The organism is Nocardiopsis dassonvillei, from assembly GCF_964273065.1.
Classification (GTDB): domain Bacteria; phylum Actinomycetota; class Actinomycetes; order Streptosporangiales; family Streptosporangiaceae; genus Nocardiopsis; species Nocardiopsis dassonvillei_B.
In genome coordinates this window covers 3,639,998-3,665,016 of sequence record NZ_OZ186815.1, presented here as the reverse complement: position 1 = coordinate 3,665,016, position 25,019 = coordinate 3,639,998, and the positions used below count along the sequence as shown (strand labels likewise).

Here is a 25,019-nt window from a genome sequence, read left to right as displayed (position 1 = left end):
CCGGGGCGACTCGGAGAACACTACCCGCCTCCGGAGGGCCCGGCAAACCGAACCTCCTGTGTCGCCGCTCACACGTCGTCTCCACTCGTCACCGCCCCCTCCACTCACCCGGGCACAGCCCCCGTCCACGCTCCTGCTCACCTCCGTGACAGAGAACTCCGCCTCTCTGCCCGAACACGGAACGACCTTCGCGCCAGAACAATGCACGACCCTTCCTTTCTTTCTGTTTTCGCACGTCAGAGTGCTGACATGATCATTTTCGGGAAACCCGGAAAAGTTCCGAAAGCACCCTTGAAATCACACTTCCCCCGTTCCATGATGTGCAGCATCACCGGAGACCCGTGGCACCCCCGCCCGGAATCCCGCAGTCTCCGGTGGGGCCGCGTGCCGTGGTTCGGGGGAACGGCGGGCGCAGCGCGGTCGTACGTGTTCGCATCCGTGCCCTGTGCGGGCGCACTCCGTGGAAGGACGTACATGGACCGCACATCCCCCGAATCCCCCGAAGAGGTCCGCGCCGAAGAGTCCGACTCCGACTCCCCCCAGAGCCACACCAGCTGGAAGCGCTTCGCCCTGTTCTCCGTCCCCGCCGGGATCGCCGTGGGCGGGCTCCTGGTCGCGATGGCACAGGGCGCCCTGGCCGCCTCCTTCACCGTCTCGGGCCAGGAATTCAAGATCTCCGCGGACAGCCTGCGCGGCGAGGGCTTCGTCCAGTACGGCTGGCTCGACCAGACCGTCCGCCGGGAGGCCGTGCCGGTCGCGGTCGCCGGTATCCGGGAGGCGGAGATCGTCGGCCTGTGCCAGTCGGTCCTCACCGAGTTCCCCATCGTCGGCGAGATCTCGCTCCGGCTGACCGCCGGCGACCAGGGCACGCCCGTGATGGCGGAGAACCTGGTCATCGACATGTCCCAGATGGGCGGCGACGCCGAGTTCGAGAACATCGAGATCGGCCGGGACGCCGGGACCCTCGACAAGGGCCCGCGGGGCGCGGCCGGGTTCAACGACCTGTTCGGCATGCAGTCGGACGTCATCGTCGTCGACGACCTGGAGCAGACCGCCCGGGCCGCCACCGCGGGCACCTTCCGCCTCGCCGACCTCGACCTGGGCGTCAGCCTCGGGGAGGACGAGTGCTTCTGAGCGGGATCAGGGGCCTGTGGGCGGCCTGGCGCACCTGGCGCAGGCGCCGCCCGTTCGCGGGAGGGCTCCTGATGATCGCCTCCGGCGTCGTCATGGCCTCGCTGGTCGCCATGCCGATCGAGCTGATGGTCCACACCGGCGTCGGTGCGGTCTCCTCGGCGCTGTTCGGGGGCATGCTCATCGTCCTGGGCCTGGTCACCTGGTTCACCCCGAACCAGCACGTCGTCACGGGGTCCCTCGCGGGCTTCCTCGGGCTGGGCGCGCTGGTCCTGTCCAACCTGGGCGGTCTGGTGGTGGGGACCCTGCTGGCGCTGGTCGGCGGCGGACTGGCCTTCGCCTGGCGGCCGGTGGCGCGGCCTCCGCGGCGCCGCCGGCGCGCGATCCACCGGAGCTGATCCCGGGACACGAGACCGCCGGGGGCGGGCACGGGGCGACCGCCGCCCGTCCCCGGCCGATCCGGAAAACCATGGCTACCGAACCGAATGGCGCGCACCCAGACGACCCCTTCTCCTCAGGAGTGCTCATGTCGGTTCCGCGACCGAGATCCCGCACCTACTCCTTCCTCGCCCTGGCCGGCGCCGCACTGCTGCTGCCGGGCGGCACCGCACTGGCCGCCCAGGCCGGTCCGACGACGGTCGAGCCGGCCGGGGCCGCGTTCTCCGCGACCCTGAGCGGCAGCGCCACCTTCACCGCCGGGAGCGTCGTGGTCACCTGCGACGTCTCGGCGGCCGACCCCGGCGGCGGGAACAACCTGGTCCCCGCCGCCCCCGGCAACCACAACCCGGACGGTGCCGTGTCCGGGCCGATCAACGCGCCCACCTTCGAGGACTGCTCCACGAACCTGCTGTTCGTGGACGCGACCGTCACGGTGGCGGACCCCGTGTGGGAGATGTCCATGCAGTCCGGTTCCCCGGCGGTGGGCACGATGACCGTCCCCGCGGGCGGCATCGTGGTGACCACCAGCGGCCTGGCCTCGTGCACCGCGACGGTGAGCCCCGGCGGCCCGGTCGGGGTGGAGGGCACCTGGACGAACGGGGCCCCCGCCTCGACGCTGGCCTTCGCCACCTCCGCCCCGGTGGTGGTGGAGGGCGGCTTCGGCTGCCCGGTGAACGCCACGGAGTCGGACTTCACCGCGACGTACCTGGTGACGAACGCCGATGACCCGTCCGCGCCGATCACCGTGACCGGCTGACCTGTTCAGCCGGGGGCCGGGCGCCCCCGTGCGGCGGCCCCCGCGTGTCCCTCCGGGCACGGCGGGGGCCGTTCCCGCCCCGGGGCGGCTGCTACATGTCGTCGGACATGTCGTCCTCCATGCCCTCCTCGGACATGTCGCCTTCCATGTCGTCCCCGGACACCTCCCCGTCCATGGACTCCTCGGTCATGTCGTCCGTCATCTCCTCGGACCCGCCCATGTCCTCCTCCAGGGGCTCCTCGGTCATCTCCTCCGAATCCACGGTCTCCCCGCCCCCCGTGGTGTTCTCACAGGCGGCCAGGCCGAGCACGGCGGTGGCGGCGACGGCACCCGCGGCGAGCAGCCGGCGGGCGCGGTGGAAGGTCGTGGGCATGTCTTCTCCTCGGTGTTCTCCTCCCGGCCCGCGGCCGCGGGCCGGGGTCCCCGGTCGGGGGCCGCCGGTTCAGGCCACGGTCACGGTGACGCGGTGGTGGCCGGTCGCTCCGTCGGGCGCGGGAGGCGCCCGGTCGGGGGTCTGTGTGCGTCCGCCGCGGTCGGTGGCGCGGACGGAGATCGTGTGCTCCCCCGGTTCGGGGTCCCATTCCAGGAACCACTGGCGCCAGGTGTCGACGCCTCCCTCCGGGGCGAGTTCGGCGTCGGCCCAGGGGCCGCCGTCGATGCGGACCTCGACCCGGTCGATGCCGGTGTGCTGCGCCCAGGCCGTACCGGCGACGACGGTGCGGCCCGCCGCCAGGTCCGCCCCGTCGCGGGGGGTGTCGATGCGCGACTGGGTCTTGACCGGCCCCCTGGCGGACCATCCGCGGGGGACCCAGTAGGCGTCGAAGGCGTCGAACGAGGTGAGTTCGATGTCGACGATCCACTTGCAGGCCGAGACGTAGCCGTAGAGGCCGGGGACGACCATGCGGACGGGGAATCCGTGCTCGGCGGGGAGGGGCCTGCCGTTCATGCCGACGGCGAGCAGGGCGTCCCGGCCGTCCATGACGTCGGCGACCGGGGTGCCGATGGTCATCCCGTCCTCGGAGCGGGACACCAGCTGGTCGGCCGGGCCGCCGTCGGCGGGGGAGCGCACCCCCGCCTCGGCGAGCAGGGACGCGAGCGGGACGCCGGTCCACCGCGCGTTGCCGATGTAGTCGCCGCCGACGGGGTTGGAAACGCAGGTGAGCGTGATGTCGCGCTCCCTGAGCCCGGGGTGGCGGAGCAGGTCGTCGTAGGTGAGGACCAGCTCGCCGCGGACCCCGAGGCCGTGGATGCGCAGCGACCAGGCGGACGCGTCGATGCGCGGGACGGACAGGGCGGTGTCGATGCGGTAGAAATCGGCGTTGGGGGTGAAGTAGGGGGCTAGTCCGTCGATCTCCAGGTCGACGCCCTCGGCCAGGGGGGCGGCCGGGTCCCCGGTGGCGGGCAGGGCGGCGTTCGCGGGTGTGAGCCCGCCTCCGGTGGTGGCGGGCAGGAGGCGGGCGGTGATCCCGGCCCCCGCGGAGGCCGCGGCGGCGGCCCCGGCCAGGAGGACGAAGCGCCTGCGGTCGAAGCCGGCCGTGTCCTCGTCGGAGGCGGCCGGGGTCCGGGTGGCGAGGAGGAGCCCGGCCGTGAAGACCGCGGCCCCGGCCAGGGCGGGCAGGGCGTCGAGCGGTCCGGCACCGGGACGGGTGAGTGCGGCGGTGAGGCCGATGGCGGTGAACAGGGCGACCCCGGCGAGCGCGGCGGGGCGGACCCGGACGGAGGCGATGCCGATGAGGGCCGCCGAGCAGGCGAGGAGGACGGCGATGCCGCCGAGCAGCACGGTCTTGTCCGCCGTGCCGAAGACGTCCACGGCGAACTGCTTGAGGGGGAGGGGCACCAGGTCGACCACCCCGGCGCCGACGGCCTGGACCGGTGTCGAGGCCGGCCTGGACAGGAGGGCACCGACGACCTCGGCCGCGGCCACGGCGGCGCCCGCGGACACGAGTCCGGCGAGGGCGGCGGGGCCCGCGGGGATGCTGCGCGGTGTGTCGGTCATGCCCCCCGTTCGGAGCCGCCGGGGCGGGGGCGACCGCAGGTTGGATAACGGGACCATAACGGAGTCGTTCCCGGGGTCTCCCCGGGCGGTCCGGGTCCGAATCCCCCGGTGACCGAGCAGGGAAGGCTGGTGGTCCGGTGAGGCGGGCGGGTGCGCACGCGGTTCCGGAGGGTGCGGGCGGTCATGGGGAGGATCCCCTGCCGGGGCTGCTCCGCCGGGTCGCGCTGGGGGACCTGACGGCGTTCGAGGCTTTCTACCGGGAGCTGTCGGGGGCGGTGTTCGGCGTGTCCCGGCGGGTGCTGGTGGACACGGCGCAGGCGGAGGAGGTGTGCCAGGAGGTGTTCCTGGAGGTCTGGCGGACGAGCTCCCGTTACGACCCGTCGCTGGGGAGCGTGGCCGCGTGGGTGGCGACCATCGCCCACCGCCGGGCGGTCGACCGGGTGCGCTCCGAGCAGGCGGCGGCGGACCGGTTGTCGGCGGCCGGCCGGCTGGAGCCGGAGGCGACCCCCCGCGACACGGTCCCCGAGCAGGTGGAGAACCGGTTGGAGCGGGAGAAGGTGCGGCGCTGCCTGGGACGGCTGACCGACCGGCAGCGCGAGGTGGTCCGCCTCACCTACTACACCGGATACACGCAGAGGCAGGCCGCGGACCTGCTGCGGGTGCCGCTGACCACGGTCAAGGGCAGGCTGCGCGACGGACTGATCAAGCTGAGGGACTGCCTGGGGGTGACGGTGTGAGGCGGGCCGGGGAGCACGGGCTGACGGCGGGCTACGCCGTCGACGCCCTGGAGCCGGAGGAGGTCCGCAGGGCGGAGCGGCACCTGGCCGAGTGCGAGGACTGCCGCCGCGACCTCGTGGAGTTCCGCGAGACCACCGCCCGGCTGGCCCGGGCCGAGGCGGTCGAGCCGCGGGAGGAGGTGTGGGAGTCGCTGCTGGCCGAGGCGGGCCGGACCCGGCAGGAGCCGCCGCGCCGGGCCGGGAGGGGCGCGGCACGGTTCCGGGCCCTGGCCCGGTGGGCTCCGTGGGGCCTGGCCGCCGCGCTCGCGCTGTTCTCGGTCCTGCTGGCGGGGACCCTGGTGTCCGTCAACGAGCGGCTGGCCGCGCAGGAGGCGCGGACGGCGGAGATGGAGGCGCTGCTGGCCGCGGCGGACACGAACATGGTGTCGGCTCCGCTGGGGGAGGCGCGGGCGACCGTCTTCGCGTCCTACGACCGCGATGCGGCGGTGCTGGTGGTGGAGGGCCTGCCGGAGGCTCCGGAGGGTATGGCGTACCGCATGTGGTGGGTGGACGGCGGGGAGGTGCGGCCCGCGGGGATCATGGAGCCCTCGGGCGGGGACCGCTACGCGGGCTTCGCGGGCGGCATGGGTTCTCCGGACGAGCTGTGGGTGTCCCTGGAGCCGGAGGGCGACATGGCGGAACCCAGCGGCAAGGAGATGGCCATCGACATGTGACGGCGGCACGGGTCCCGGGACCCGTGCCGCCATGTCGACATGGAGCCGGGTCGACAGGGAGGCGGGTCGCCGTGTCGACCGGTCGACTTCGCGCCGAAGTGACAATGTCCGGCGGGCCACCGCTCACCCGCGTTCGGAGAAACGACGTCGTCCCGTCGCCTACCGTCTCAGTAACTTCCGGGTGGTCACGCGGCGAAGGCCGCCCGGTGAGGCGCGGAAGGCTTCGCCCGTCCCCGTACTCCCCGGAGACAGCATGGCTACCGATGGTCCGTCCCGTGTCCGACACTCCCTGGCGGTGGCCCGGGTCCTGGTGCGCGCCGGCGTCATCTCACCGGGCCGCCCCGACAGGATCGTCCGGCAGCTGCGCGCCCTGAAGACCTGGGGAGCGACGATCGCGGGCGGGTACGCGGCCGCCCAGGAGCGGGCTCCCGGGCACATCGCGGTCATCGACGAGCGGGGGGCGAGCACCTACGCGGAGATGAACCTGCGCGGGCGGGCGCTGGCCCGGACGCTGCGCGCCGCGGGGGTGGGCCCGCAGGGCAGGGTGGGCCTGCTGTGCCGCAACCACAGCGGGTTCGTACAGGCCATGATCGCCTGCGGCCGCCTGGGCGCGGACACGGTGCTGCTCAACACCGGCCTGTCGGCCCCGCGGACGGCGGACGTGGTGGCGGCGAACGGGGTCACCGCGCTGGTGGTCGACGAGGAGTTCGCGGAGCTGTGCGCGGACGTCCCGGCGGATGTCCCCCGGCTGAGGGCGTGGACCGAGGACCCCCGAGTCTCCGACCTGGCGTGGGAGGGCACCGAACCGGAGGGGGAGGAGCCGGAGCCGCCGGAACGGCCCGGGCGGCTGATCGTGCTGACCTCGGGGACGACGGGGACCCCCAAGGGCGCGCGCCGGCCCACGCCGAAGGGACCGCAGGACGCCGCGTCGATCCTGTCGCGGATCCCGCTGCACTCGTCGGACCGGATCCTGGTGTCGTCCCCGGCGTTCCACACCTGGGGCCTGGCGGGGGTGCAGCTGGGCATGACGATGCGGGCGACCCTGGTGATGCGTCGGCTCTTCGAGCCGGAGGACGTGCTGCGGACGGTCCAGGAGCAGCGGTGCACGGCGCTGGTGGCGGCGCCGGTGATGCTGCGGCGGATCATGGACCTGCCCAGGTCCACGCGCGACGCCTATGACACGTCGTCGCTGCGGATCGTGGCGTGCAGCGGCTCGGCGATGAGCCCCGCGCTGATCACCGGCTTCATGGACGCGTTCGGGGACGTGCTCTACAACCTGTACGGGTCCACGGAGGTGTCGTGGGCGACGATCGCGACCCCCGAGGACATGCGCAGGTCCCCGTCGACCGCGGGGCGCCCGCCGCTGGGGACGCGGGTGGCGGTGGTGGACGCCGACGGGGCGGAGCTGCCGCCCGGGCGCGAGGGGTCGATCTTCGTCGGCAACGCGATGCTGTTCGACGGGTACACCAACGGCCGGAACAAGCGGGTCGTCGGCGGGCTCATGGAGACGGGCGACCGGGGGCACGTCGACGCGGACGGGCTTCTGCACGTGGCGGGCCGGGACGACGACATGATCGTGTCCGGCGGGGAGAACGTGTTCCCCCGACCGGTGGAGGAGGCGGTGGTCGCCATGCCGGGGGTGCGCGAGGTCGTGGTGGCGGGGGTGCCCGACGAGGAGTTCGGCCAGCGCTTCGCGGCGTTCGTGGTGCCGCACGAGGGCGTGGTGCTGGACCCGAACGAGATCCGGATGCGGGTACGGCAGGTGCTGGGCCGGTTCTCGGTGCCGCGGGACGTGGTGTTCCTGGAGGAGCTGCCGCGCAACCCGGCCGGGAAGGTGGTCAAGCGCATGCTCCCGTTCGACGCTCCGCGCGGGTGACCGGGGGCGGGGCGCCGTCCCCTCCCGGGCGGCGCCCCGGCCGGCGTCCGGACACCCCGGTCAGGGGTATCCGAACCCCCGGGGGATCGGGTCCCCTTCTTCCTTGCGTGCAAGACAATTGCGTGCTTTGACATCGGGTGCGGGGTTACTACCATGTTGCCGATGCCCGACCGACCTCCAGCCCCCACGGGCGATTTCGCACTCCCCGCCGTGGACGAGCAGATGTGCTTCGCCCTCTACGCGGCGTCCCGTGCGGTCACCAACCTGTACCGGCCGCTCCTGGAACCCCTGCACCTCACCTATCCGCAGTATCTCGTGATGATGCTGCTGTGGGAGCGGGGGGAGTGCCCGGTCAAGGACGTGTGCTCCGCGCTCCAGCTGGACTACGGCACGCTCACCCCGCTGCTGAAGCGGCTGGAGGCGCGCGAGCTGCTGAACCGCGACCGGGACCCGCAGGACGAGCGCTCCGTGCTGATCACGCTCACCGAGTCGGGGGCGGCGATGCGGGAGCTGGCCGAGGGGATCCCGGAGGCGGTCGGCGCGGCCATCGGCCTTCCGGAGGAGGAGTTCGAGGCCACCCGTCTGGCGTTGCGGCGGCTGACCGCGAACGTGCTGGGCGAACAGACGTGAGAGGGGTTCGTCTCCGTCACCGCACCCGTCGGGGACGGGTGCGGTGACGGGCGGTCCGGGCGCCGCGGGGGTCGTGCCCGGCCCGGAGGCGGCGGGCGGGTCGGGGATCTCCTCCCCGGCCCGCCCGCTCTCGTTCCCCGGGGGGACCCGGGAGGTCCCGTGCCCGGCCCCCGGCGGCTCCTGGGCCGCCGGGGCGCGGTCCGCGGGTGCCCGCCCGCAGGGCTGCGGCACCGGAACGGGCGCTAGCAGGCGCCGGGGGTGTTCTCCCAGTACCCGGGCGAGGTCTCGGTGAGCGAGGTCGTCACGAAGACGTTCCACAGGCCGAGCGGGTCGCCGGAACCGACGGCGTAGGTCTGCCCGGAGCGGTGGACGGCGCGGCCCGCCTGGACGTGGGCGTAGTTGGTGGAGCGCACGCACTCACCGGGGTCGGGGCCCTCGCCCGGCCCCTCCGTCGGGCCCTCGGTGGGCTGTTCGGTGGGCTGCGGGCCGGGGTCCCCGCCCAGCCCCCAGAACCCGACGGTGTGACCGGTGGAGCAGACCGAGGCGAGGAAGTACGCCCCCGCCGTGCCGCAGCCGGCGGCGGGGTCGACGGGGGTGCCGTGGCCCAGGCCGGAGACCGTGTAGTGCGCGACCCGCGCCGAGGCGGCGTCGGAGCCCCCGTAGTAGGAGGCGGTGGTGGACCCCGGCAGGGACTCGGTGGCGGTGGGGGTGGCGGGGATCCCGTGCGCGTTCGTCCACTGCCGCACGCTCGCGGTGCCGTTGGCGGGGGCGACGGTGGTGTCGGAGGTACCGTGCCAGACGGCCACGCGCGGCCAGGGCCCGGTCCATCCGGGGTTCTTGGCGCGGACCCGGTCCCCCCACTGCTGCGGGGTCAGGGTCCTGCCGGGGTTCATGCAGGTGAAGGCGTCCACCATGCCCGTGGCGCAGCCGGCGGGGATCCCGGCGACGATGGCGCCCCCCGCGAAGATGTCGGGGTAGGCCGACAGCACCTCGCCCACCATGGCGCCGCCGGCGGACAGCCCGGAGGCGTACACGCGGCCGGCGTCCAGGCCGTGGGCGGACACCGTGTGCTCCACCATGGACCGGACCGAGCGGGCCTCCCCCGAGTCGCGGGCCACGTCGGCGGGCTCGAACCAGTTGAAGCAGCGGCTGGGGTTGTTGGCGGTCCTCTGCTCGGCGTAGGCGAGTGCGAACCCGCCCGCGTCGGCGGCCTGCGCCCAGCCGGAGTGCCGGTGGTAGGCGGCGGCGTCCTGGGCGCAGCCGTGGAAGAGCACCACCAGGGGCGCCTGCGCGGGCAGTCCGTCGGGCACGTAGGTGTACAGGGCCAGGTTCCCGGGGTTGGTGCCGAACGAGGTGACGGGGGCGAGGGCGGCGGCGTGGGCGCGGGGCGCCAGGGCGGCCAGGAGCGCGGCGGCCGTGACGAGGACGGTGGCCAGGGCGAGGGCGAGGGGCGCCCCCGCCCGGCGGGCGGTGGAGTCCATGGGGGGTTGCCTCCAGGGGGATACGGCGTGAGCGGGGGGTTCGGCCGAACCGTTGCCGGGACACTAACCCCGATGTGACGTGCGCGACATGTAGCGGAGGCCCCGATCACACACCCCTGTCCAGTGCGAACCCCACAGGGGTCCTCCGGGGCATGGCCGATGTCCACATGTCCGGGCCCGGTGGTGTGTATCCGGTTCCTATCCCCCGGTCGGGCGGGCGGGCCTACGTTGCTGCCATGACGACGCACGAGTTCCCGGCGGGCACGGCGCGGCGCGCGCCGGGTCCCCCCTCCCCCCGCCCCGCGGAGCACACCGCCCGGGTCGACCTGACCGGCAGGACCGCCTTCGTCTCCGGCGCCGCCGGCGGCATCGGACGGGCCTGCGCCCTGCGGCTGGCCGACGCGGGCGCCACCGTACGCCTGGTCGACGTGGACTCCGAAGCCCTGGCCGACCTCGCCGACCGGGGCGTGGGCGAGCCGGTCGTGCTGGACCTGACCGACCTGGACGCCGCGGAGGAGGCGGCCCGGGGCGCGGACATCGTCGTGAACAACGCGGGTGTGCAGACGGTCGCGCCGGTGCAGGACTTCCCTCCGGAGCGGTTCTCGTTCATCCTTCGTCTCATGGTCGAGTCGCCGTTCCGGGTGGTGCGCGGCGCCCTGCCGCACATGTACGCGCGGGGCTGGGGGAGGATCGTCAACATCTCCTCCGTGCACGGCCTGCGCGCCTCGGCCTACAAGTCGGCGTACGTGACGGCCAAGCACGGCCTGGAGGGGTTCTCGAAGGTGGTGGCGCTGGAGGGCGCCGCACACGGGGTGACCTCCAACTGTGTGAACCCGGGCTATGTGCGCACGGCGCTGGTGGAGAAGCAGATCGCGGACCAGGCCGCGGCGCACGGCATCCCCGAGGAGCGGGTGGTGTCGGAGGTGCTGCTGGCGCGGACCCCGCTGAAGCGGTTGATCGAACCGGAGGAGGTGGCCGAGCTGGTCGCCTACCTGTGCGGTGACGACGCGTCGTACGTCAACGGGGCGTCGCTGCCGGTGGACGGAGCATGGAGCGCGAGCTGAACACGACCCCTTCCGAGGACGACCCCGCGGGCGTCGCCGGCCAGGCCTTCTTCCTGGACCTGCTGCTGCGCGACGCCCCGGCGGTCGAGTACGAGCGCCCGGTGCTGCGGGCCCGGGCCCGGGGCGCCGACCCGGAGGTGGTGGCGGCGCTGGAGGCGGCCAAGCTGACCGCGCTGCGGGTGCGGTCGGTGATGCGGGACCGGCGGCGCCGCGAGTCGGAGCTGAGCGCGCTGTTCGAGACGGCCAACGACCTGGCGGGGATGCGCAGCCTGGACCAGGTGCTGCGGGCGATCGTGGAGAGGGCGCGCAACCTCCTGGGCACCGACGTCGCCTACCTGACGCTGAGCGACCCGGAGGCGGGCGGGACGGTGATGCGGGTGACCTCGGGGTCGGTGTCGGCGTCGTTCCAGCAGCTGCGGCTGGGGCCGGGCAAGGGCCTGGGCGGGCTGGTGGCCAAGACGGCGATGCCGTACGTGACGGCGAACTACTTCGCCGACCCGCGGTTCGCGCACGCGGAGAACATCGACCACGCGGTGCGCGAGGAGGGCCTGGTGGCCATCCTGGGGGTGCCGCTGAAGATGAACGGCCGGGACGTGGGTGTGCTGTTCGCGGCGAACCGCCGGGAGCGGCCGTTCGCGCACTCGGAGGTGGCCCTGCTGTCGTCGCTGGCGGCGCACGCGGCGATCGCGATCGACAGCGCCAACCTCATCGACGACACCCGCCGGGCCCTGGACGAGCTGCACACCGTCAACGAGCGTTTGCAGCGGCACACGGCGTCGGTGGAGCGTTCGGCGGCAGCCCACGACCGGCTCACCGACCTGGTGCTGCGCGGCGGCGGGGTGCGGGAGGTCGCGGCGGCGATCGCCGGGGTGCTGGGCGGGTCGGTGACGGTCCGGGACGAGACCACGGACGTGACGGTGACGGCGACCCCGCAGGGGTCGGTGACGGAGCGGTCGCACCCCCAGGAGCGGGACGAGGCCGTGGAGGAGGCGGTGCGGGCGGCGCTGGCGAGCGGCCGCGCGGTGCGCGCCCGGGACGCCTGGGTGGCGTCGGCGGCGGCGGGCAGCGAGCCGCTGGGGACGCTGGTGCTGCGCGGGGTGCGGCTGGACGAGACCGACCAGCGGGTGCTGGAGCGGGCGGCGATGGTGACCGCGCTGCTGCTGCTGATCCGCCGTTCGGTGAGCGAGACCGAGCACCGGGTGCGCGGAGACCTGCTCAACGAGCTGCTGGAGACGCCGCCGCGCGATCCGGCGTCGCTGCGGGAGCGGGCGGCACTGCTGCACGCCGACCTGGACGCCCCGCACGTGCTGGTGGTGGCGGAGGCGCCGGGGGCGGACCCGGGGCGGCTGCGGTCGGCGGCCACGCACGTGGCGGAGACCACGGGCGGCCTGGCGGGGAGCCGGGCGGGCCGGCTGGTGCTGGCGCTGCCGGGGACCGACCCCGGGCCGGCGGGGCGGCGGGTGGCCGAGGAGCTGGGGCCGGCGGCCGGGGGAGTGCCGGTGACGGTGGGGCTGGCCGGACCGACGGGCGGCCCGGAGCAGTTCCGGTCGGCGTTCTCGGAGGCGGCGCGGTGCGTGCAGACGCTGCGGGCACTGGGCCGGGTCGGCGGTGTGGCGACCGCGGAGGACCTGGGGTTCTCGGGGCTGCTGCTGGGCCGGGACCGGGACGTGCCGGGGTTCGTGCGGTCCGCCCTGGGCCCGCTGCTGGAGTACGACGAGCGTCGGGGGACCGTGCTGGTGGAGACGCTGCGCGCCTACTTCGCGGCCGGGGGCAACCTGTCGAAGGCCCGGACGGCGCTGCACATCCATGTGAACACGGTGGCGCAGCGCCTGGAGCGGATCGGTCAGCTCATCGGGGAGGACTGGCAGCACCCCGACCGCGCGCTGGAGCTACAGCTGGCCCTGCACCTGCACGGTCTCCTGGACAAGGGCGTGGACCTGCTCGGCGAGCAGTCGGGCGGTTGAGGAGAAGAGCGGCGTGTAGTGGTTGTCGTCGGGGAGTTCGGCGGTGGCCAGGGAGGCGGGCAGGCCGGCGAGGCGTTCGGGCGTGTACAGCCCAGGCGTCTCGTCCATGAGTCCGCGCGCCGTCCACAGCAGGCGGGCGGGGACGGGGAGCCGGCGGATCGCGCCGAGGACCTCCTCGTCGGTGAGGACCTGGCCGCCGTCGACCCGTACGGCCTCCTCGTTGCATGTGGAGCGCAGGTCGGGGGCGGTGCCGGTGAGGTCGCGGAGGATGTAGGCGTCGACCCAGGCGTTCCACCGCCCGGCGAAGGCGGGGTGCCTCCGCCAGAAGGCCCGGTAGTCGTCGGGGGACTCGAAGGACATCCGCAGCCGGGCCATGGCCGGGCCCAGGACGGAGTCGATGTCCGTTCCGGCGGGGGCGGGCAGCCCGTGGCCGCCGTCGACGAGCAGCAGCCCGGCGACCCGGTCGGGGTGGCGGACCGCGGCCAGGCAGGACACGAACGCGCCCATGGAGTGGCCGATCCAGACCGCGCGTTCCACGCCCAGGCGGTCCAGGACGGCGACCAGGTCGTCGACGTGGGCGGCCAGCCCGTAGGGGCCGGGCAGGGCCCCGCCGGCCCCGCGCCCGCGCAGGTCGGGAGCGTGCAGCGGGGGTCCGCCGCGGGCGGCCAGCTCGGCCGCGACCCGGGCGAAGGAGTGGCCGTTGGCGGTGATGCCGTGGACGGCCAGGACGGGGGCGCCGGGACCGTCACCCCACCGGGTGACGGTCAGGTCGCCCCCGGCGACGGGGACGGTGTACTCGTCCCCGCCGACCGGGGCGGTGTCGCTCATGCGGGTTTCCCTCTCATTCGCGTGCGGTCCGCCGGTCGCGCAGCGCGGACCGGATCCGCCCGGGCAGCGCGGTCAGGCCGCCGGGCGCGAAGAAGACCATCAGGACGAACAGTGCGCCGAGGATGAACAGGGGCTGGGAGAGCGGGGCGGCGATCCACTCGGGCAGGGCCGAGAAGGCCTCCCCTCCCGCCTGGCGCAGCCGGTGCTCGGCGTAGGTGTACAGCCCGGCGCCGACCAGGGCGCCCCAGCGGCTTCCCGCCCCGCCCAGGGCCACCATCACCAGCAGGGTGAGGGTGAACTCGGCGGTGGTGATGGTGGGCGTGACACCGCCGGTGACCAGCAGGTAGACCACGCCGCCCAGGGAGGCCAGGCCGCCGCCCACGGTGAACGCCGCCAGCTTGTACGGGTAGGGGTCCACGCCCAGCACGGCGACGCGCTGCTCGTTGGCGCGGATGCCCTGCCAGACCCGGCCCACCGGGGAGGCCGACAGCCACCACACCACGACGGTCGCGAACGCGGCGTAGGCGAGCGCCGCCCAGTACAGGTTGACGGTGTTCATGACGCCGACGAACGCGTCGGGGACCACGGCGGTGTTGAGGGACAGTCCCTCCTCCCCTCCGGTCGCCCGGCCCGGGTCGCGGGACACCAGGATGGATCCGGCCTGGGCGAACGCCAGGGTCACCATCGCCATCGCGATGCCGTTGACGCGCAGCGCCACCGCGCCCAGCAGCAGGGACAGCAAGGTGCCGGCCAGGACGGAGACCAGCGCCGACCACAGCAGGGGCAGCTCCAGGGTCCGCATGAGGAGCGCGGCGGTGTAGGCCCCGCAGGCGAAGTACAGGGCGTGCCCGAAGGACAGCAGGCCCACCCGCCCGTACAGCAGGTCGTAGCTGGTGGCCAGGCCGCCGAACACCAGGCAGAACGCGATGAGGTGCAGGGTGGCGGGGGAGTTGAGGGCGCCCTCGAACAGTCCGGGGACGGTCAGGGTGGAGAAGGGCAGGGTGGCCAGGACCGCCAGCACGGCGGTCGGGCCCGCCCAGCGGGGGAGTCGGCGCCGGGCTCGCGGTGTCCCGGTCGGGTCGCCGTCCGCGGCTGCGGTCGGCCGGGTTTCGGTCTCGGTGATCATGCCACCCTCTCCGCGGACTTCTTCGCGGCCAGCCCGCCCTGCCTGGTGAGCAGCACCAGGGCGAGGACGATGACCACGGCGATGTCGCCGAGCCCGGCGACGGTGTAGTAGTTGGCGAACTGCTGGACCAGGGCGACGGTGACGGAGGCGGCCGCGCAGCCGGCCAGCGAGGTGGTGCCGCCGATGACCACGACGATGAACGCGAAGATCAGCAGCGACATCCCCTGGGTGGGGGTGACCACGCCGTAGTAGAGGCCGCCCAGGGCCCCGGCCAGGGCGGCCGCGGCGCCGCCGATGGCGAACACCAGGGTGAAGGACTTGCGGACGTCGATGCCCAGGGCCGTGACCATGGCCCGGTCCTGGACGCCGGCGCGGACGATGAGCCCGTAGCGGGTGCGGGAGTTGAACAGCCACAGGGCGGTGAACAGGGCCGCCGCGGCGAGGATGAGCAGCACCCGGTCCTTGGGGATGCTGGCGCCCAGCAGCTCGACGGTGCCGCGCACGAGCCGCGGCCGGGGGAAGGTCAGCGGGTCGGCGCCCCAGATCGCCTGGAGGAGTGCCGGGGTGGCCAGGCTGAGACCGACCGTGGCGAGGATCTGCTCGCGGTGCCTGCCGTAGAGCGGGCGGATCACGCACAGTTCGACGAGGGTCGCGGCCAGGGTTCCGGCGGCGACGCCGAACGCCAGGGCCAGCAGGAAGCCGATCCCGTCGGGCCCGGCCCCGGGCAGGAAGGACGCCGCCCACCAGGTGCCGTAGGCGCCGATGGCGAGGAAGGCCCCGTGCGCGAAGTTGAGCACGTCCATCAGGCCGAAGATCAGCGACAGTCCGGAGGCGATGAGGAAGTAGAGGGCGCCCAGGCCGAGCCCGGTGACGATGAGGAGGACCACGGTGCTCACGCGGTCGGCCTCCCTTCGGTGTCGGCGGCGGATGCGGCGGCCGCACGGGACACGCCGAGGAGTTCGCGGACGCGGTCGGCGTCGTCGAGGAGGTCCTGCGCCGGTCCGGTGTGGACGACCCGGCCGGCGTCCAGGACGACGGCGTCGCCGCCGACCCGGCGGACCAGGGACAGGTTCTGTTCGACGAGCAGCACCGGCACCTGTTCGGCGGCGCGGGCCACCGCGTCGGCGACCTCGCGGACGATGCGCGGGGCCAGGCCCTTGGTGGGCTCGTCGACGATGAGGAGCCGGTTGGGGTTGAGCAGGGCGCGGCCGATGGCGAGCATCTGCTGCTGGCCGCCGGACAGGGTGCCCGCGGGCTGGTCGCGGCGCTTCTCCAGCTCCGGGAACAGCTCGTGGACCAGGTCGTAGCGGTGGGGTCCGGGGCGGCGCTCGGCGATGCGCAGGTTCTCGGCGACGGTGAGGGCGGCGAAGATCCCGCGTTCCTCGGGGACGTAGCCGATGCCCCGGGTGACGATGGCGTGGGTGGGTTCGGCGGTGATGTCGGCGCCGTCGAAGGCGATCCGGCCGGTGCGGGGCACCAGGCCCAGGACGGCCCTGACGGTGGTGGACTTGCCGACGCCGTTGCGGCCCAGCAGGGAGGTGACGCCGCGTTCGGGCATGGTGAAGGCGACGCCCTGGAGGATGTGCGAGCCCTCGATCCACACGTTGAGGCCGGCCGCCTCCAGCAGCGGCCCGGCGCCGGTCACGCCGCGTCCCCGAGGTAGGCGGCCTGCACGTCGGGGTCGGCCATGGCGGAGTCGGGGTCGGTGAAGGCGAGCAGGGCGCCGTGGTGCATCACGGCCAGCCGGTCGGCCATGTCGAGGAGCACCTCCATGTGGTGTTCGACCATGAGGACGGTGCATCCCTGTTCGCGGTGCACGTCCTGGATGACGGTGGTGAGTTCGCCGATCTCCCCGGCGCTGACCCCGGCCATGGGCTCGTCCAGGAGGATGAGGCGGGGGCGGCGGGCCAGCAGCAGGGCGAGTTCGAGCTTGCGCTTGTCGCCGTGGGAGAGGTCTCCGGCCGGTGCGTCGATGCGGTGGTCGAGGCGGACCAGTTCCAGGGCGGCGGCCGCCTCGGGTCCGCCGTCGGCCCCGGCGCGCTTCCAGAACCTCCGGGAGTCGCCGGTGCGCGCCTGGACCGCCAGGCCGACGTTGGCGCCGACGGTGAGGTCGGCGAAGACGCTGGAGGTCTGGAAGGTGCGGCCCATGCCCAGGCGGGCCCGTCTGTGGGGGGCGTGCCGGGTGATGTCGGCGCCTCCCAGGGAGACGGTGCCGGAGGTGGGCCGGGTGAGGCCGGAGACCAGGTTGAACAGGGAGGTCTTGCCGGCGCCGTTGGGGCCGATGAGGGCGACGAACTCGCCCTCGGTGACGTGCATGGTGATGTCGTCGACGATGACGGCGCCGCCGACCGACCAGCTCAGGTGGTCCAGGGCCAGGGAGACGGCGGCGGTGGGCGCGGGAGCCCCGGGTGCGGCGGCGCCGGGCGCGGCGGACGCCGCGCCCGGGGCGTTGTCGGTGGTCATGCCTACTCCGCGGTGACGGGCTCGACGTCGGCGGCGGGGATCTCCGCGACCAGCTCGGGCCGGGCGTCGTCGCCCTCGCCGACGAGTTCGACCTGGTACATGGGCTGGATGAGGGCGTGGTCCTCGGCGCGGATGGTCAGCTCCCCCTTGACCCCGTCGAAGGTCCAGCCCTCCAGGGCGGCGACGCGGTCGGCGGTGGTGTCGCCCTCGGTGGCGGCGTGGACGATCATCTGGGCGGCGGTGAAGCCGTCGGGGGTGAACAGGTCGACGCTGCCGCCTGCCTCCTCGACGCGTTCGCGCATGGCCCGGGCCGCCTCGGTGTCGGAGGCTCCGTCGAAGTAGTGGGACAGGAACGAGATGTCGCCGCCGGCCTCGCCGAAGACCGGGTAGGAGGCCCGGATGTCGAGGCCGGTGACGACCTCGGTGGAGGAGAGGACGCCCTGCTGGTCGAGGGACTGCCACATGGCGGCGGCGGTCTCCCCGGCCCAGGCGACGAACACGAGGTCGGCGTCGGCCCGGCCGACCTGCTCGGCGAAGGGGGTGAGGTCGGTGGTGTCCGCGGGGGCGAGGACGCTGTCGACCTCGGCGCCCTCCCCGCCCAGCACGGCGGTGACGGCGTCGACGTTGGCCTGGCCGAAGGTGCTCTGCTGGGCGAACACGACGACCTTGGCGCCCTCGGGGTCGTCCATGAAGGTGCCCGCGGTGAGGATGTCCTGGTAGGTCTGGCGGCCGGAGCGGAAGGTGTTGCCGTTGATGCCGGTGATGGCGTCGGTGGCGGCCGGTCCGGAGATGAAGAGGACGTCGTCCTGCTCGGCCAGCGGGGCGACCTGGACGGCGATGCCGGAGGCGGTGGATCCGGCGATGATGTCGTGGCCGGTGCCGATGAGCTCGCGGGCGGCGGAGACCGCGGCGGTGGGGTCGCCGCCGTCGTCCATGTACTCGACCTCGACGGCGCGGCCGTCGATCTCCATGGTGCCGCCGGTGGCGTAGTCCAGGCCCGCCTCCAGGCCCTGCTTGTACTGCTCGCCGTAGGTGGCCAGCGGGCCGGTGGCGGAGTAGACGATGCCGACGCGGATCGGTCCGTCCTCACCCCCGCCCGCGGCCTCGCCGGGACTGCCGCAGGCGGTGAGGGCGAGGACGGCCGCGCAGGAGGCGGCGGCCAGGGGGGTCTTGCGCATTTCTCTTCCTCCAGTCGGCACCGCCTGGTCACGATCGCCCGCGCTGGGGGATGGGGGTGCCAACCCGAAGGTAGAGCCGCGGTGATCCGTTTCACATGTACGTGTGACATACATTCGGGCGCGAACCGGTGTAGGGGGCGGCCACACCGGCCCGGAGCCGGCGCACACCCCGAGCCTTGACCTCAACCTTTATTGAGGAACCAGGCTGGTGGTCGGACACCCGGCGGCCGCCGGGTGCGCGACCGAGGAGGAACGACCATGGAGCGACCCGTACTGGTGACCGGGGCCACGGGCAACACCGGGCGGCACGTGGTGGCCGGGCTGCTCGCCGAGGGCGTGCCCGTGCGCGTCCTGGTGCGCCGGGAGGACCACGGGCTGCCCGCCGGGGTGGAGGCGGTGGTCGGCGACATCACCGACCCGGAGTCGGTGGCCGCCGCGGCGAAGGGCTCCCGCGCCGCCTACCTGGTGTGGCCGCTGATGACGGCGGACGGGGTGGGACCGGTGGCGGCCGCCCTGGCCCGGCACGCGGACCGCGTCGTCTACCTGTCGGCCGCCAACGCCGGCTCCGGGGACCCGCAGGAGCGGGGCTCGTGGGGAGCGGTGGAGGACGCGGTCCGGGAGTCCGGCGCACAGTGGACGTTCCTGCGGGTCACCGGTCTGGCCGCCAACGCCCTGCAGTGGGCCGACCAGGTGCGCACCGGCACGGTGCGGGCCCCCTACGGGCGGGCCGAGCGCTCCCTGGTCCACGAGTACGACGTGGCCGCCGTGGCGGTGCGCGCCCTGCTCGACGACGGGCACGCGGGCCGGGCCTACCTGACGACCGGGCCGGAGGCGGTGTCCCAGCGGGACCAGGTGCGGATCCTCGGCGAGGCGATCGGGGTGCAGGCGCGGTGGGAGGAGCAGCCGCCGGAGGAGGCCGTGGCGGAGCTCACCGCCCTGTTCGGGGACGCCGGGTACGCGGAGGACGCGCTGGCGCACTGGGCTTCCATGGCCGAGCGCCCCGAGGCGGTGTCGCGGGACGTCGAGCGGGTGCTCGGACGCCCGGCACTGCCCTTCCGGGAGTGGGCGCGCGACCGCGCCGCCGACTTCCGGTAGCCCGCGGCGCGGCCGGGGTCAGCAGCGGCCGCGGTCGGACCAGGGGCCCCAGAGCGAGCTCGGGTCGGGCGGGCTGTCCGTGTTCCACCAGCGGGCCTCGTACTCGCGGCCGTCGTGGCTCACCGTGTCCCCCTCCTGGTAGGTGGTACCGGAGGCCCAGGCGGGGGCGGAGCAGGAGTCGCCCCGGCCGTTCCCGTTGCCGTGGCCGTTGCCTCCACCGTTGCCGGTGGGCCCGGTCTCGGGGGTCTCGTCCCGGTCGTCGTCTCCGGACGGCTGCTCGGGGGCCTGGGAGGGGGTGTCGTCCTCGTCCTCGCCCTCTTCCTCCTCCTCCGGTTCCGGGCCGGTCGAGACGGTCACCGTCACCTCGCCCTCCTCGGGCAGGATCGACCCGGGTTCGGGGCTCTGGCCGCTGACGTTCCCCTCCTCCACCGTCTCGTGGTGCTCCTCGACGACCACCGGCGTCAGGCCGATCCGGGTGAGGGCTTCGGTGGCCTCCTCGCCCGTCATGCCGTCCAGGGCGGGCACCAGGGTGCCCTCGCTGACCCGGATGACCACGTCCGCCTCCCGGTCGCCCTCCTCGCCCGCGGCGGGCTCGGTGGCCAGGACGGTGCCAGGCATCTCCTCGGCGGAGTGCTCCTGGACCACCTCGATACGGGTGAACCCGGCCTCGCGCAGGCTGTTGCGGGCCTCGTTCTCGCTGCCGCCGACCACGTCGGGCACCGCGACGAGGCGGGGGCCGACGGACAGCGACAGCAGGACCTGGTCGCCGGGGGACAGGACGGCGCCCGGCCGGGGGTCGCTGCGGGCCACCCCGCCCGGGTCGACGGTGTCGTCGTAGGTGTCCCGGTAGCGGATCACCAGGTCCAGGCCGAGCGCCTCCAGCCGCGCCTCGGCCTCCTCCGCGGTGGTGCCCGCCAGGTCGGGGAGGGTCGCCTCGGGCTCTCCCGGGAGCAGCGCCCACCCGGCCGCGAGCAGGACCGCGACCAGCAGCCCCGCGGCGGCGGCCAGGAGGGGGACCCGGCGCCGCGACGGGGCCCGGTGCCCCCGTCGGCCCCCGTCGGCCGGGGGTTCGGCGGGGGCGGCCGCGACGATCGGGATGGGCCGGGTGGTGCCGGCGTCCCCCTCGTCGAGCGGCCGGGCCATCGACCGCATCACCTGCTCGACCAGGGTGAGGTACTGGCCCGCGTCGCGGGGCCGGTAGCGGGGGTTGGGGTCGGTCGCGTTGGCGACCAGCATGTCCAGGTCGGGCGGGAGGGAGTCGATCAGCGCGGAGGGGCGCAGCGGGCGCACCTCGTCGGGGGTGACGCGTTCGCCGGTGAGGAGCAGGTGCAGGAGGAGCCCCACCGCACGTACGTCGGTTCGGGTGTCGGGTGCCTCGTCCTCGGCGGCGTCGAAGAGGAGGGGGAAGCCGGTGATCCCCACCCCGCCGTCCTCGCCGACGACGATCCGGTCGGGGGCGAGCGCGCCGTGGACGATGCCCTGGGCGTGGGCGGTGTCGAGCACCTCCAGGACGGAGGCCGCGATCCCCAGGGCCGTGTGCGGGGTGTAGTGCAGGTCGCCCGCGCCCAGCGCCCGGTCGAGGGTCTCCCCATGGAGGTACTCGGTGACCGCGTAGACCCGGTCGCCGTCGCGGCCCTGGCCGAGGAACCGGGCCAGGCCCGGGTGGGAGACCGCTTCCAGGTGCTGCGCCCGCCCCTGGAAGGCGTGCACCACGGAGTCGTCGCCGACCAGCCAGGAGTGCAGCACGGTGACCACGACGGTGTCTCCCGTGGCGAGGTCGTGGGCCGGGTAGGCGCTCCCCGAGGCGTCACTGCGCAGGAGCTCGCCGAGGGCGTAACGCCCGTCCAGGACGGCACCGGAGTGGGGGTCGGGGGTGGGGGTCTCCATATCTCGGAATTCTACGGGCCGAAATTACGGAATTCGGCTCTGATCCCGGCCTGTACCGGACACCGCGGAACCGCCCGTCGGGCTCCCGCGGGAGCCCGGCGAGCGATATTCTCGGCCCCGTTCACCGTCACCCGGACCCTGCGAGGCAGCCGTGCGAATCCCGTCGACCGGAAGCATCGAGGACCGCGCCGTGGGCGTGCTGCTGGGCGCCGCGTGCGGGGACGCGCTGGGCGTGCCCTACGAGTTCGGGCCCGCCCTGTCGGAGCGCCGGGTGCCGGAGATGATCGGCGGCGGGCTGGGACCGTACGCGCCGGGGGAGTACTCCGACGACACCCAGATGGCGGTGTGCATCGCCCGCGTGCTGCGCGACCACGACGACCCGCTGTCCGCCGCCGCCCTCGACGCGACCGCCGACGCCTTCCTGGAGTGGGCGAACGACGGGGCCTCCGACATCGGGAACCAGACCAGGGCGGTGATGCGCGGCGCCGGGGGTTCCTTCCGCCGCCCGGGGGTCGCCGGGGTGATGACGGAATACGCCGCGGGCCTGTTCGCGCAGGGGCGGCCGAGCGCGGGCAACGGCTCGCTGATGCGCACCGGACCGCTGGCCCTGGCGTATCTGCGCGACCCGCGGGGGCTGGCCCGGGCGGCGGACGCCTACAGCCGCCTGACCCACGGGGACCCGCTGGCGTCGGAGGCGTGCGTGCTGTGGTGCGAGGGGATCCGCCGGGCCGTGCTGGAGGGGACCCCCGACGGGGTCCGCGCCGGGCTGGAGCTGCTGCCGGAGGGGCGGCGGGGACAGTGGAAGACCTGGCTGGACGGGGCGGAGGAGGCCGCCCCGCACGCGTTCCCCGACAACGGATTCGTGCTGAGCGCGCTCCAGGCCGCCTGGTCTGCCCTCACCCGCCACCCGGAGGGGTACGTGCCCGCCGTGCACACGGCGGTGCGGGCGGGCAACGACACCGACACCGTGGCATCGATCGCCGGGGCGCTGGCCGGAGCCCTGCAGGGGGCGTCGGGCATCCCGGCGGGGTACCTGTCGGCGGTGCACGGATGGCCCGGATACCGGGCCGACGACCTGGCCGGACTCGCCCTGGATATCCTGCGGCGGCACTCGGCCGCCTGATCCGGGGCGTCGGGAGAACGAAGCGAGGAGTATGCCCATGTCCGTGACGTTGAACTGGGTGGACGCCGGCGAGCAGGAGCACCTGATGGCCGCCCCGGTGCGGGAGTCCGTCAGGGGCCACGCGGAGGTGCGGGTGGCGCCGATCGACCCGAACCTGGCGGACACCGCCGCGTTCTGCTCCCACTACGGCATGGCGATGGAGACCAGCGCCAACTGCGTGGTGGTGGCGGCCAAGCGCGGCGGCGAGACGACCTACGCGGCGTGCCTGGTCCTGGCCACCGACCGGGCCGACGTCAACGGAACGGTCCGCCGCCACCTGGGCGCCCGCAAGGCGTCGTTCGCGTCGATGGCGGAGGCGACCGGGCTCACCGGGATGGAGTACGGGGGGATCACCCCGTTCGGGCTGCCGCAGGGGTGGCCGATCCTGGTGGACGAGGCCGTGGCGGCCGCTCCGCACGTGGTGGTGGGCAGCGGTCTGCGCCGGTCCAAGCTGTGGGTTCCGGGCAAGCTGGTGGCCGCCCTGCCGAACGCCGAGGTCATCGCCCTCGCCCAGCGCTGACGCCCGGATCCGCCCGGTCCCGGGGTTCTGCGGCAGCGGTCCCGGGCCGGGTGCCCGGCCCGGCCGCCGGTCCCCCGGGAGGGCGGTGGCGGCCCCGCCCGGCCTGTGTGGGGCCGGTGTACACCGTGACGACCGGCGGTCCGCTCCGGTGGGGGAGGGCCGGCGGCTCCGTCCACAGGCTGTGGACGGAGCCGCCGGCCCCGGGGGTCAGGGCCGGTCCTCCACCTCCGCGACCCAGGCCGTCTCCACCAGGACCGAGTAGTGGTTGACGACGGGCAGCCCGACCCCTTCGGGCTGTTCGTGCTCCGACTCCACGGCGACGATCTCGAAGTACAGGGGCATCCCGGTGTCGGCGTCGAACATGATCCGGCGCTCCAGGGTCGTGCCCTCCTGGGACGCGGTGTCCTCGACCAGGAACAGCTCGCCCCCGCGCCCGTACCTGTCCTCGGCGTGACCCGCGTAGAGGACGCCTTCGTGACCGGCGAGCACGCGCAGCACGGCCGCCTGGACCCGCGGATCCACCGGGGCCTCGGCGTACAGCTTCTCCAGCGCGTGGAACAGGCTCGCCTCCGGTGTGCCCGCGTCGTGCCCGGCGCCGTCGAGGAGCTGACGCTCCAGGGCCTCCGGGTCCGTGGCCAGCGAGTCCGGGTCCCAGGTGAAGAACATCCCGTCCCCGCCCTCGCCCCCGCCCCAGGTGAAGCGCTCGGTACCGTCGCCGAAGAGGAAGCCCAGCGGTCCCGCGTCGCCGCCGAGGTGCTCCGGCGCGCCCGGCACGGTCAGCTCCACCCCCGACTCGTCGGGGGTCCGCCACACGCTGCGGTCCTCCGGCAGGATCCCCCAGCCGCTCCGGCCGTCGTCGGCGTCCTGTGCGTAGGTGAAGGTCCACTCCGAGGTCCGCACGTAGGCGACGTCGCCGCCACGTGCGGGCGGCTCCGCCGCCTCGGCCGCCCCGGCGAGTTCGAGCAGGCGCACGCGCCCCCCGGCGTGTTCGGCGGCGGACACGTCCAGCGGGGCGGGCGGCGGATCCGCGTGGGCGGGCCGTCCGGCCTGGAACACCGTCGGGACGGCGACCGCGGCGGCGGTCAGCACCGCGGCGGCCGCGATGAGGACCGGGCGCAGGAGGCGGCGGGGCGGCGAGGTCCGGCCCGGCCGGCTCCCGGCGGCGACGGCCTCGATCCGGGACAGCTCGCGCGCGGCGGCGTCCGGCGGGTACGGGGCCGCTGGGTCGTGTTCGGCGAAGATGCGCCTGACGGCGTCGACGTCACGGGATGCGGTGTCCTTCACGGCTTCTCCTTCAGTGCGGTGCGGGCGGTGGCCGGGGCGGCGGCCGCGGGGCGGGGGGCCGGGGGCGGGGGGTCCAGGAGGCGCTCGATCCGCCGCCGCGCCCGGTAGAGCCGCACCCGGGCCGTGGCCGCGGTGCAGCCCAGGACCCGGGCGGCGTCCCGCAGTTCCAGCCCCTCCCAGGCCAGGAGCATGATCAGTTCCCGGTCGGTCTCGCCGAGCCGTGACAGCGCCCGCAGCGCGCTGTCGCGTTCGGCCACCGCCCCCGTGGGGTCCGGTGCCCCCGGCTCCCGGTGGCCGTCCTCGGAGAACGGGGTCGACATCTCGCCCTGTCGCCTCATCTCCCGGAACCGGGCGCGCACGATGTTGCGCGCCACCCCGTACAGCCACGGCAGCGGTTCGTCCCAGGGCACCCGGTCGAACCGGCGCCAGGCGACGGAGAAGGTCTCGGCCGCGACGTCGTCGGCCGAGTCCGGGCCCAGCCGCCGCAGCGCGTAACGCCGCACATCGTCGTAATGCCTGGTGAAGAAGCGGGTGAACACCCCGCCCGCACCGTCCTCCGCGCCATCGCCGCTCATCGCTTTCCTCTCGGTGTGCCGGTCTCACCCCTCTTCTGTCCGCCGCGGACCGTTTGTTACAGGTCACCCCCGGCCTGTCGACAAAGCGGCCTCCCCACATGTCCGCATGGCGGG

General features: G+C 74.4%; 24 protein-coding genes. 12 read left to right on the top strand and 12 right to left on the bottom strand.

All coding sequences use genetic code 11. The features are described 5' to 3' along the window. Positions 1-474 precede the first annotated feature (474 nt). From ACSUPR_RS16270 to ACSUPR_RS16260, 3 genes are all read left to right on the top strand, one after another. Positions 475-1,134: a DUF6230 family protein gene (locus ACSUPR_RS16270; RefSeq protein ID WP_436885468.1), complete on the top strand. Its 660-nt coding sequence runs from the start codon at positions 475-477 to the stop codon at positions 1,132-1,134. A gap of 71 nt (positions 1,135-1,205) precedes the next feature. Further along, entirely contained in the window at positions 1,206-1,529 is a 324-nt protein-coding gene (locus tag ACSUPR_RS16265) for a DUF6114 domain-containing protein (RefSeq protein ID WP_436892030.1), read from the top strand. Positions 1,530-1,657: 128 nt separating this feature from the next. Continuing rightward, positions 1,658-2,326, top strand: coding sequence for a hypothetical protein (locus ACSUPR_RS16260; protein ID WP_436885467.1), 669 nt, complete (start codon positions 1,658-1,660; stop codon positions 2,324-2,326). Between the two features lie 91 nt (positions 2,327-2,417). Here ACSUPR_RS16260 and ACSUPR_RS16255 read toward each other — a convergent pair whose 3' ends face one another. Next, entirely contained in the window at positions 2,418-2,699 is a 282-nt protein-coding gene (locus ACSUPR_RS16255; protein WP_436885466.1) for a hypothetical protein, read from the bottom strand. Positions 2,700-2,768: 69 nt separating this feature from the next. Continuing rightward, positions 2,769-4,322, bottom strand: a complete 1,554-nt coding sequence (locus ACSUPR_RS16250) for a molybdopterin-dependent oxidoreductase (protein ID WP_436885465.1) — start codon at positions 4,320-4,322, stop codon at positions 2,769-2,771. Positions 4,323-4,459: 137 nt separating this feature from the next. Between ACSUPR_RS16250 and sigK the strand changes: the two genes are divergently transcribed. The 4 genes from sigK (at position 4,460) to ACSUPR_RS16230 (ending at position 8,278) form a co-directional block, all read left to right on the top strand. Further along, positions 4,460-5,059, top strand: coding sequence for an ECF RNA polymerase sigma factor SigK (gene sigK / locus ACSUPR_RS16245; RefSeq protein WP_436885464.1), 600 nt, complete (start codon positions 4,460-4,462; stop codon positions 5,057-5,059). Then, positions 5,056-5,772 (top strand): anti-sigma factor, encoded by a 717-nt coding sequence (locus ACSUPR_RS16240; RefSeq protein ID WP_436885463.1) that lies wholly within the window; start codon positions 5,056-5,058, stop codon positions 5,770-5,772. Before sigK ends, ACSUPR_RS16240 begins: the two co-directional genes overlap by 4 nt. A 253-nt stretch (positions 5,773-6,025) precedes the next feature. Next, on the top strand, positions 6,026-7,648 hold the full coding sequence (locus tag ACSUPR_RS16235) for an AMP-binding protein (RefSeq protein ID WP_436885462.1): 1,623 nt from the start codon (positions 6,026-6,028) through the stop codon (positions 7,646-7,648). Positions 7,649-7,810: 162 nt separating this feature from the next. Continuing rightward, positions 7,811-8,278, top strand: coding sequence for a MarR family winged helix-turn-helix transcriptional regulator (locus ACSUPR_RS16230; protein WP_436885461.1), 468 nt, complete (start codon positions 7,811-7,813; stop codon positions 8,276-8,278). Positions 8,279-8,520: 242 nt separating this feature from the next. On the opposite strand, the gene ACSUPR_RS16225 is transcribed toward ACSUPR_RS16230, so the two are convergent. Beyond that, positions 8,521-9,759: an extracellular catalytic domain type 1 short-chain-length polyhydroxyalkanoate depolymerase gene (locus ACSUPR_RS16225; protein ID WP_436885460.1), complete on the bottom strand. Its 1,239-nt coding sequence runs from the start codon at positions 9,757-9,759 to the stop codon at positions 8,521-8,523. Between the two features lie 236 nt (positions 9,760-9,995). Here ACSUPR_RS16225 and ACSUPR_RS16220 point away from each other — a divergent pair, with 236 nt between their 5' ends. Both ACSUPR_RS16220 and ACSUPR_RS16215 read left to right on the top strand, forming a co-directional pair. Then, positions 9,996-10,823: a 3-hydroxybutyrate dehydrogenase gene (locus ACSUPR_RS16220; protein WP_436885459.1), complete on the top strand. Its 828-nt coding sequence runs from the start codon at positions 9,996-9,998 to the stop codon at positions 10,821-10,823. After that, positions 10,808-12,787, top strand: coding sequence for a helix-turn-helix domain-containing protein (locus tag ACSUPR_RS16215; protein ID WP_436885458.1), 1,980 nt, complete (start codon positions 10,808-10,810; stop codon positions 12,785-12,787). The genes ACSUPR_RS16220 and ACSUPR_RS16215 overlap by 16 nt, the downstream gene beginning before the upstream one ends. On the opposite strand, the gene ACSUPR_RS16210 is transcribed toward ACSUPR_RS16215, so the two are convergent. From ACSUPR_RS16210 to ACSUPR_RS16185, 6 genes are read right to left on the bottom strand one after another with little or no spacing between them, the layout of a single operon-like run. Further along, complete coding sequence (locus ACSUPR_RS16210) at positions 12,713-13,615, bottom strand: alpha/beta hydrolase (RefSeq protein ID WP_436885457.1); 903 nt, start codon at positions 13,613-13,615, stop codon at positions 12,713-12,715. The two genes, ACSUPR_RS16215 and ACSUPR_RS16210, sit on opposite strands and share 75 nt — an antisense overlap. Before the next feature lie 13 nt (positions 13,616-13,628). Then, the gene (locus ACSUPR_RS16205; protein WP_436885456.1) at positions 13,629-14,741 is read right to left on the bottom strand and encodes a branched-chain amino acid ABC transporter permease; all 1,113 of its coding nucleotides are present in this window, start codon (positions 14,739-14,741) and stop codon (positions 13,629-13,631) included. Next, a complete protein-coding gene (locus ACSUPR_RS16200) occupies positions 14,738-15,637 on the bottom strand; it encodes a branched-chain amino acid ABC transporter permease (protein WP_436885455.1) in 900 nt (299 codons plus the stop codon). Before ACSUPR_RS16200 ends, ACSUPR_RS16205 begins: the two co-directional genes overlap by 4 nt. Continuing rightward, complete coding sequence (locus ACSUPR_RS16195; RefSeq protein WP_436885454.1) at positions 15,634-16,386, bottom strand: ABC transporter ATP-binding protein; 753 nt, start codon at positions 16,384-16,386, stop codon at positions 15,634-15,636. The genes ACSUPR_RS16200 and ACSUPR_RS16195 overlap by 4 nt, the downstream gene beginning before the upstream one ends. Beyond that, entirely contained in the window at positions 16,383-17,204 is an 822-nt protein-coding gene (locus ACSUPR_RS16190; RefSeq protein WP_436885453.1) for an ABC transporter ATP-binding protein, read from the bottom strand. The genes ACSUPR_RS16195 and ACSUPR_RS16190 overlap by 4 nt, the downstream gene beginning before the upstream one ends. A gap of 2 nt (positions 17,205-17,206) precedes the next feature. Beyond that, positions 17,207-18,382, bottom strand: coding sequence for a substrate-binding domain-containing protein (locus ACSUPR_RS16185; protein ID WP_436885452.1), 1,176 nt, complete (start codon positions 18,380-18,382; stop codon positions 17,207-17,209). A 258-nt stretch (positions 18,383-18,640) separates the two neighbouring features. Here ACSUPR_RS16185 and ACSUPR_RS16180 point away from each other — a divergent pair, with 258 nt between their 5' ends. Next, positions 18,641-19,477: an SDR family oxidoreductase gene (locus ACSUPR_RS16180; protein ID WP_436885451.1), complete on the top strand. Its 837-nt coding sequence runs from the start codon at positions 18,641-18,643 to the stop codon at positions 19,475-19,477. Positions 19,478-19,495: 18 nt separating this feature from the next. Here ACSUPR_RS16180 and ACSUPR_RS16175 read toward each other — a convergent pair whose 3' ends face one another. Further along, positions 19,496-21,364, bottom strand: a complete 1,869-nt coding sequence (locus tag ACSUPR_RS16175) for a PASTA domain-containing protein (protein ID WP_436885450.1) — start codon at positions 21,362-21,364, stop codon at positions 19,496-19,498. A gap of 151 nt (positions 21,365-21,515) precedes the next feature. On the opposite strand from ACSUPR_RS16175, the gene ACSUPR_RS16170 reads away from it, so the two are divergent. Further along, positions 21,516-22,487 (top strand): ADP-ribosylglycohydrolase family protein, encoded by a 972-nt coding sequence (locus ACSUPR_RS16170; RefSeq protein ID WP_436885449.1) that lies wholly within the window; start codon positions 21,516-21,518, stop codon positions 22,485-22,487. Between the two features lie 37 nt (positions 22,488-22,524). Continuing rightward, positions 22,525-23,046, top strand: coding sequence for a YbaK/EbsC family protein (locus ACSUPR_RS16165; RefSeq protein WP_436885448.1), 522 nt, complete (start codon positions 22,525-22,527; stop codon positions 23,044-23,046). A gap of 207 nt (positions 23,047-23,253) precedes the next feature. On the opposite strand, the gene ACSUPR_RS16160 is transcribed toward ACSUPR_RS16165, so the two are convergent. After that, on the bottom strand, positions 23,254-24,330 hold the full coding sequence (locus tag ACSUPR_RS16160; RefSeq protein ID WP_436885447.1) for a CU044_5270 family protein: 1,077 nt from the start codon (positions 24,328-24,330) through the stop codon (positions 23,254-23,256). Next, the gene (locus ACSUPR_RS16155) at positions 24,327-24,905 is read right to left on the bottom strand and encodes an RNA polymerase sigma factor (RefSeq protein WP_436885446.1); all 579 of its coding nucleotides are present in this window, start codon (positions 24,903-24,905) and stop codon (positions 24,327-24,329) included. Before ACSUPR_RS16155 ends, ACSUPR_RS16160 begins: the two co-directional genes overlap by 4 nt. Positions 24,906-25,019: the final 114 nt, after the last annotated feature.

Coding starts and splice junctions, on each gene's coding strand:
- ACSUPR_RS16210 (WP_436885457.1), bottom strand. CDS start 13,615: ATGAGCGACACCGCCCCGGTCGGCGGGGACGAGTACACCGTCCCCGTC.
- ACSUPR_RS16265 (WP_436892030.1), top strand. CDS start 1,206: ATGATCGCCTCCGGCGTCGTCATGGCCTCGCTGGTCGCCATGCCGATC.
- ACSUPR_RS16165 (WP_436885448.1), top strand. CDS start 22,525: ATGTCCGTGACGTTGAACTGGGTGGACGCCGGCGAGCAGGAGCACCTG.
- ACSUPR_RS16190 (WP_436885453.1), bottom strand. CDS start 17,204: ATGACCACCGACAACGCCCCGGGCGCGGCGTCCGCCGCGCCCGGCGCC.
- ACSUPR_RS16175 (WP_436885450.1), bottom strand. CDS start 21,364: ATGGAGACCCCCACCCCCGACCCCCACTCCGGTGCCGTCCTGGACGGG.
- ACSUPR_RS16185 (WP_436885452.1), bottom strand. CDS start 18,382: ATGCGCAAGACCCCCCTGGCCGCCGCCTCCTGCGCGGCCGTCCTCGCC.
- ACSUPR_RS16155 (WP_436885446.1), bottom strand. CDS start 24,905: ATGAGCGGCGATGGCGCGGAGGACGGTGCGGGCGGGGTGTTCACCCGC.
- ACSUPR_RS16255 (WP_436885466.1), bottom strand. CDS start 2,699: ATGCCCACGACCTTCCACCGCGCCCGCCGGCTGCTCGCCGCGGGTGCC.
- ACSUPR_RS16270 (WP_436885468.1), top strand. CDS start 475: ATGGACCGCACATCCCCCGAATCCCCCGAAGAGGTCCGCGCCGAAGAG.
- ACSUPR_RS16230 (WP_436885461.1), top strand. CDS start 7,811: ATGCCCGACCGACCTCCAGCCCCCACGGGCGATTTCGCACTCCCCGCC.
- ACSUPR_RS16215 (WP_436885458.1), top strand. CDS start 10,808: ATGGAGCGCGAGCTGAACACGACCCCTTCCGAGGACGACCCCGCGGGC.
- ACSUPR_RS16235 (WP_436885462.1), top strand. CDS start 6,026: ATGGCTACCGATGGTCCGTCCCGTGTCCGACACTCCCTGGCGGTGGCC.
- ACSUPR_RS16220 (WP_436885459.1), top strand. CDS start 9,996: ATGACGACGCACGAGTTCCCGGCGGGCACGGCGCGGCGCGCGCCGGGT.
- ACSUPR_RS16250 (WP_436885465.1), bottom strand. CDS start 4,322: ATGACCGACACACCGCGCAGCATCCCCGCGGGCCCCGCCGCCCTCGCC.
- ACSUPR_RS16180 (WP_436885451.1), top strand. CDS start 18,641: ATGGAGCGACCCGTACTGGTGACCGGGGCCACGGGCAACACCGGGCGG.
- ACSUPR_RS16205 (WP_436885456.1), bottom strand. CDS start 14,741: ATGATCACCGAGACCGAAACCCGGCCGACCGCAGCCGCGGACGGCGAC.
- ACSUPR_RS16225 (WP_436885460.1), bottom strand. CDS start 9,759: ATGGACTCCACCGCCCGCCGGGCGGGGGCGCCCCTCGCCCTCGCCCTG.
- ACSUPR_RS16260 (WP_436885467.1), top strand. CDS start 1,658: ATGTCGGTTCCGCGACCGAGATCCCGCACCTACTCCTTCCTCGCCCTG.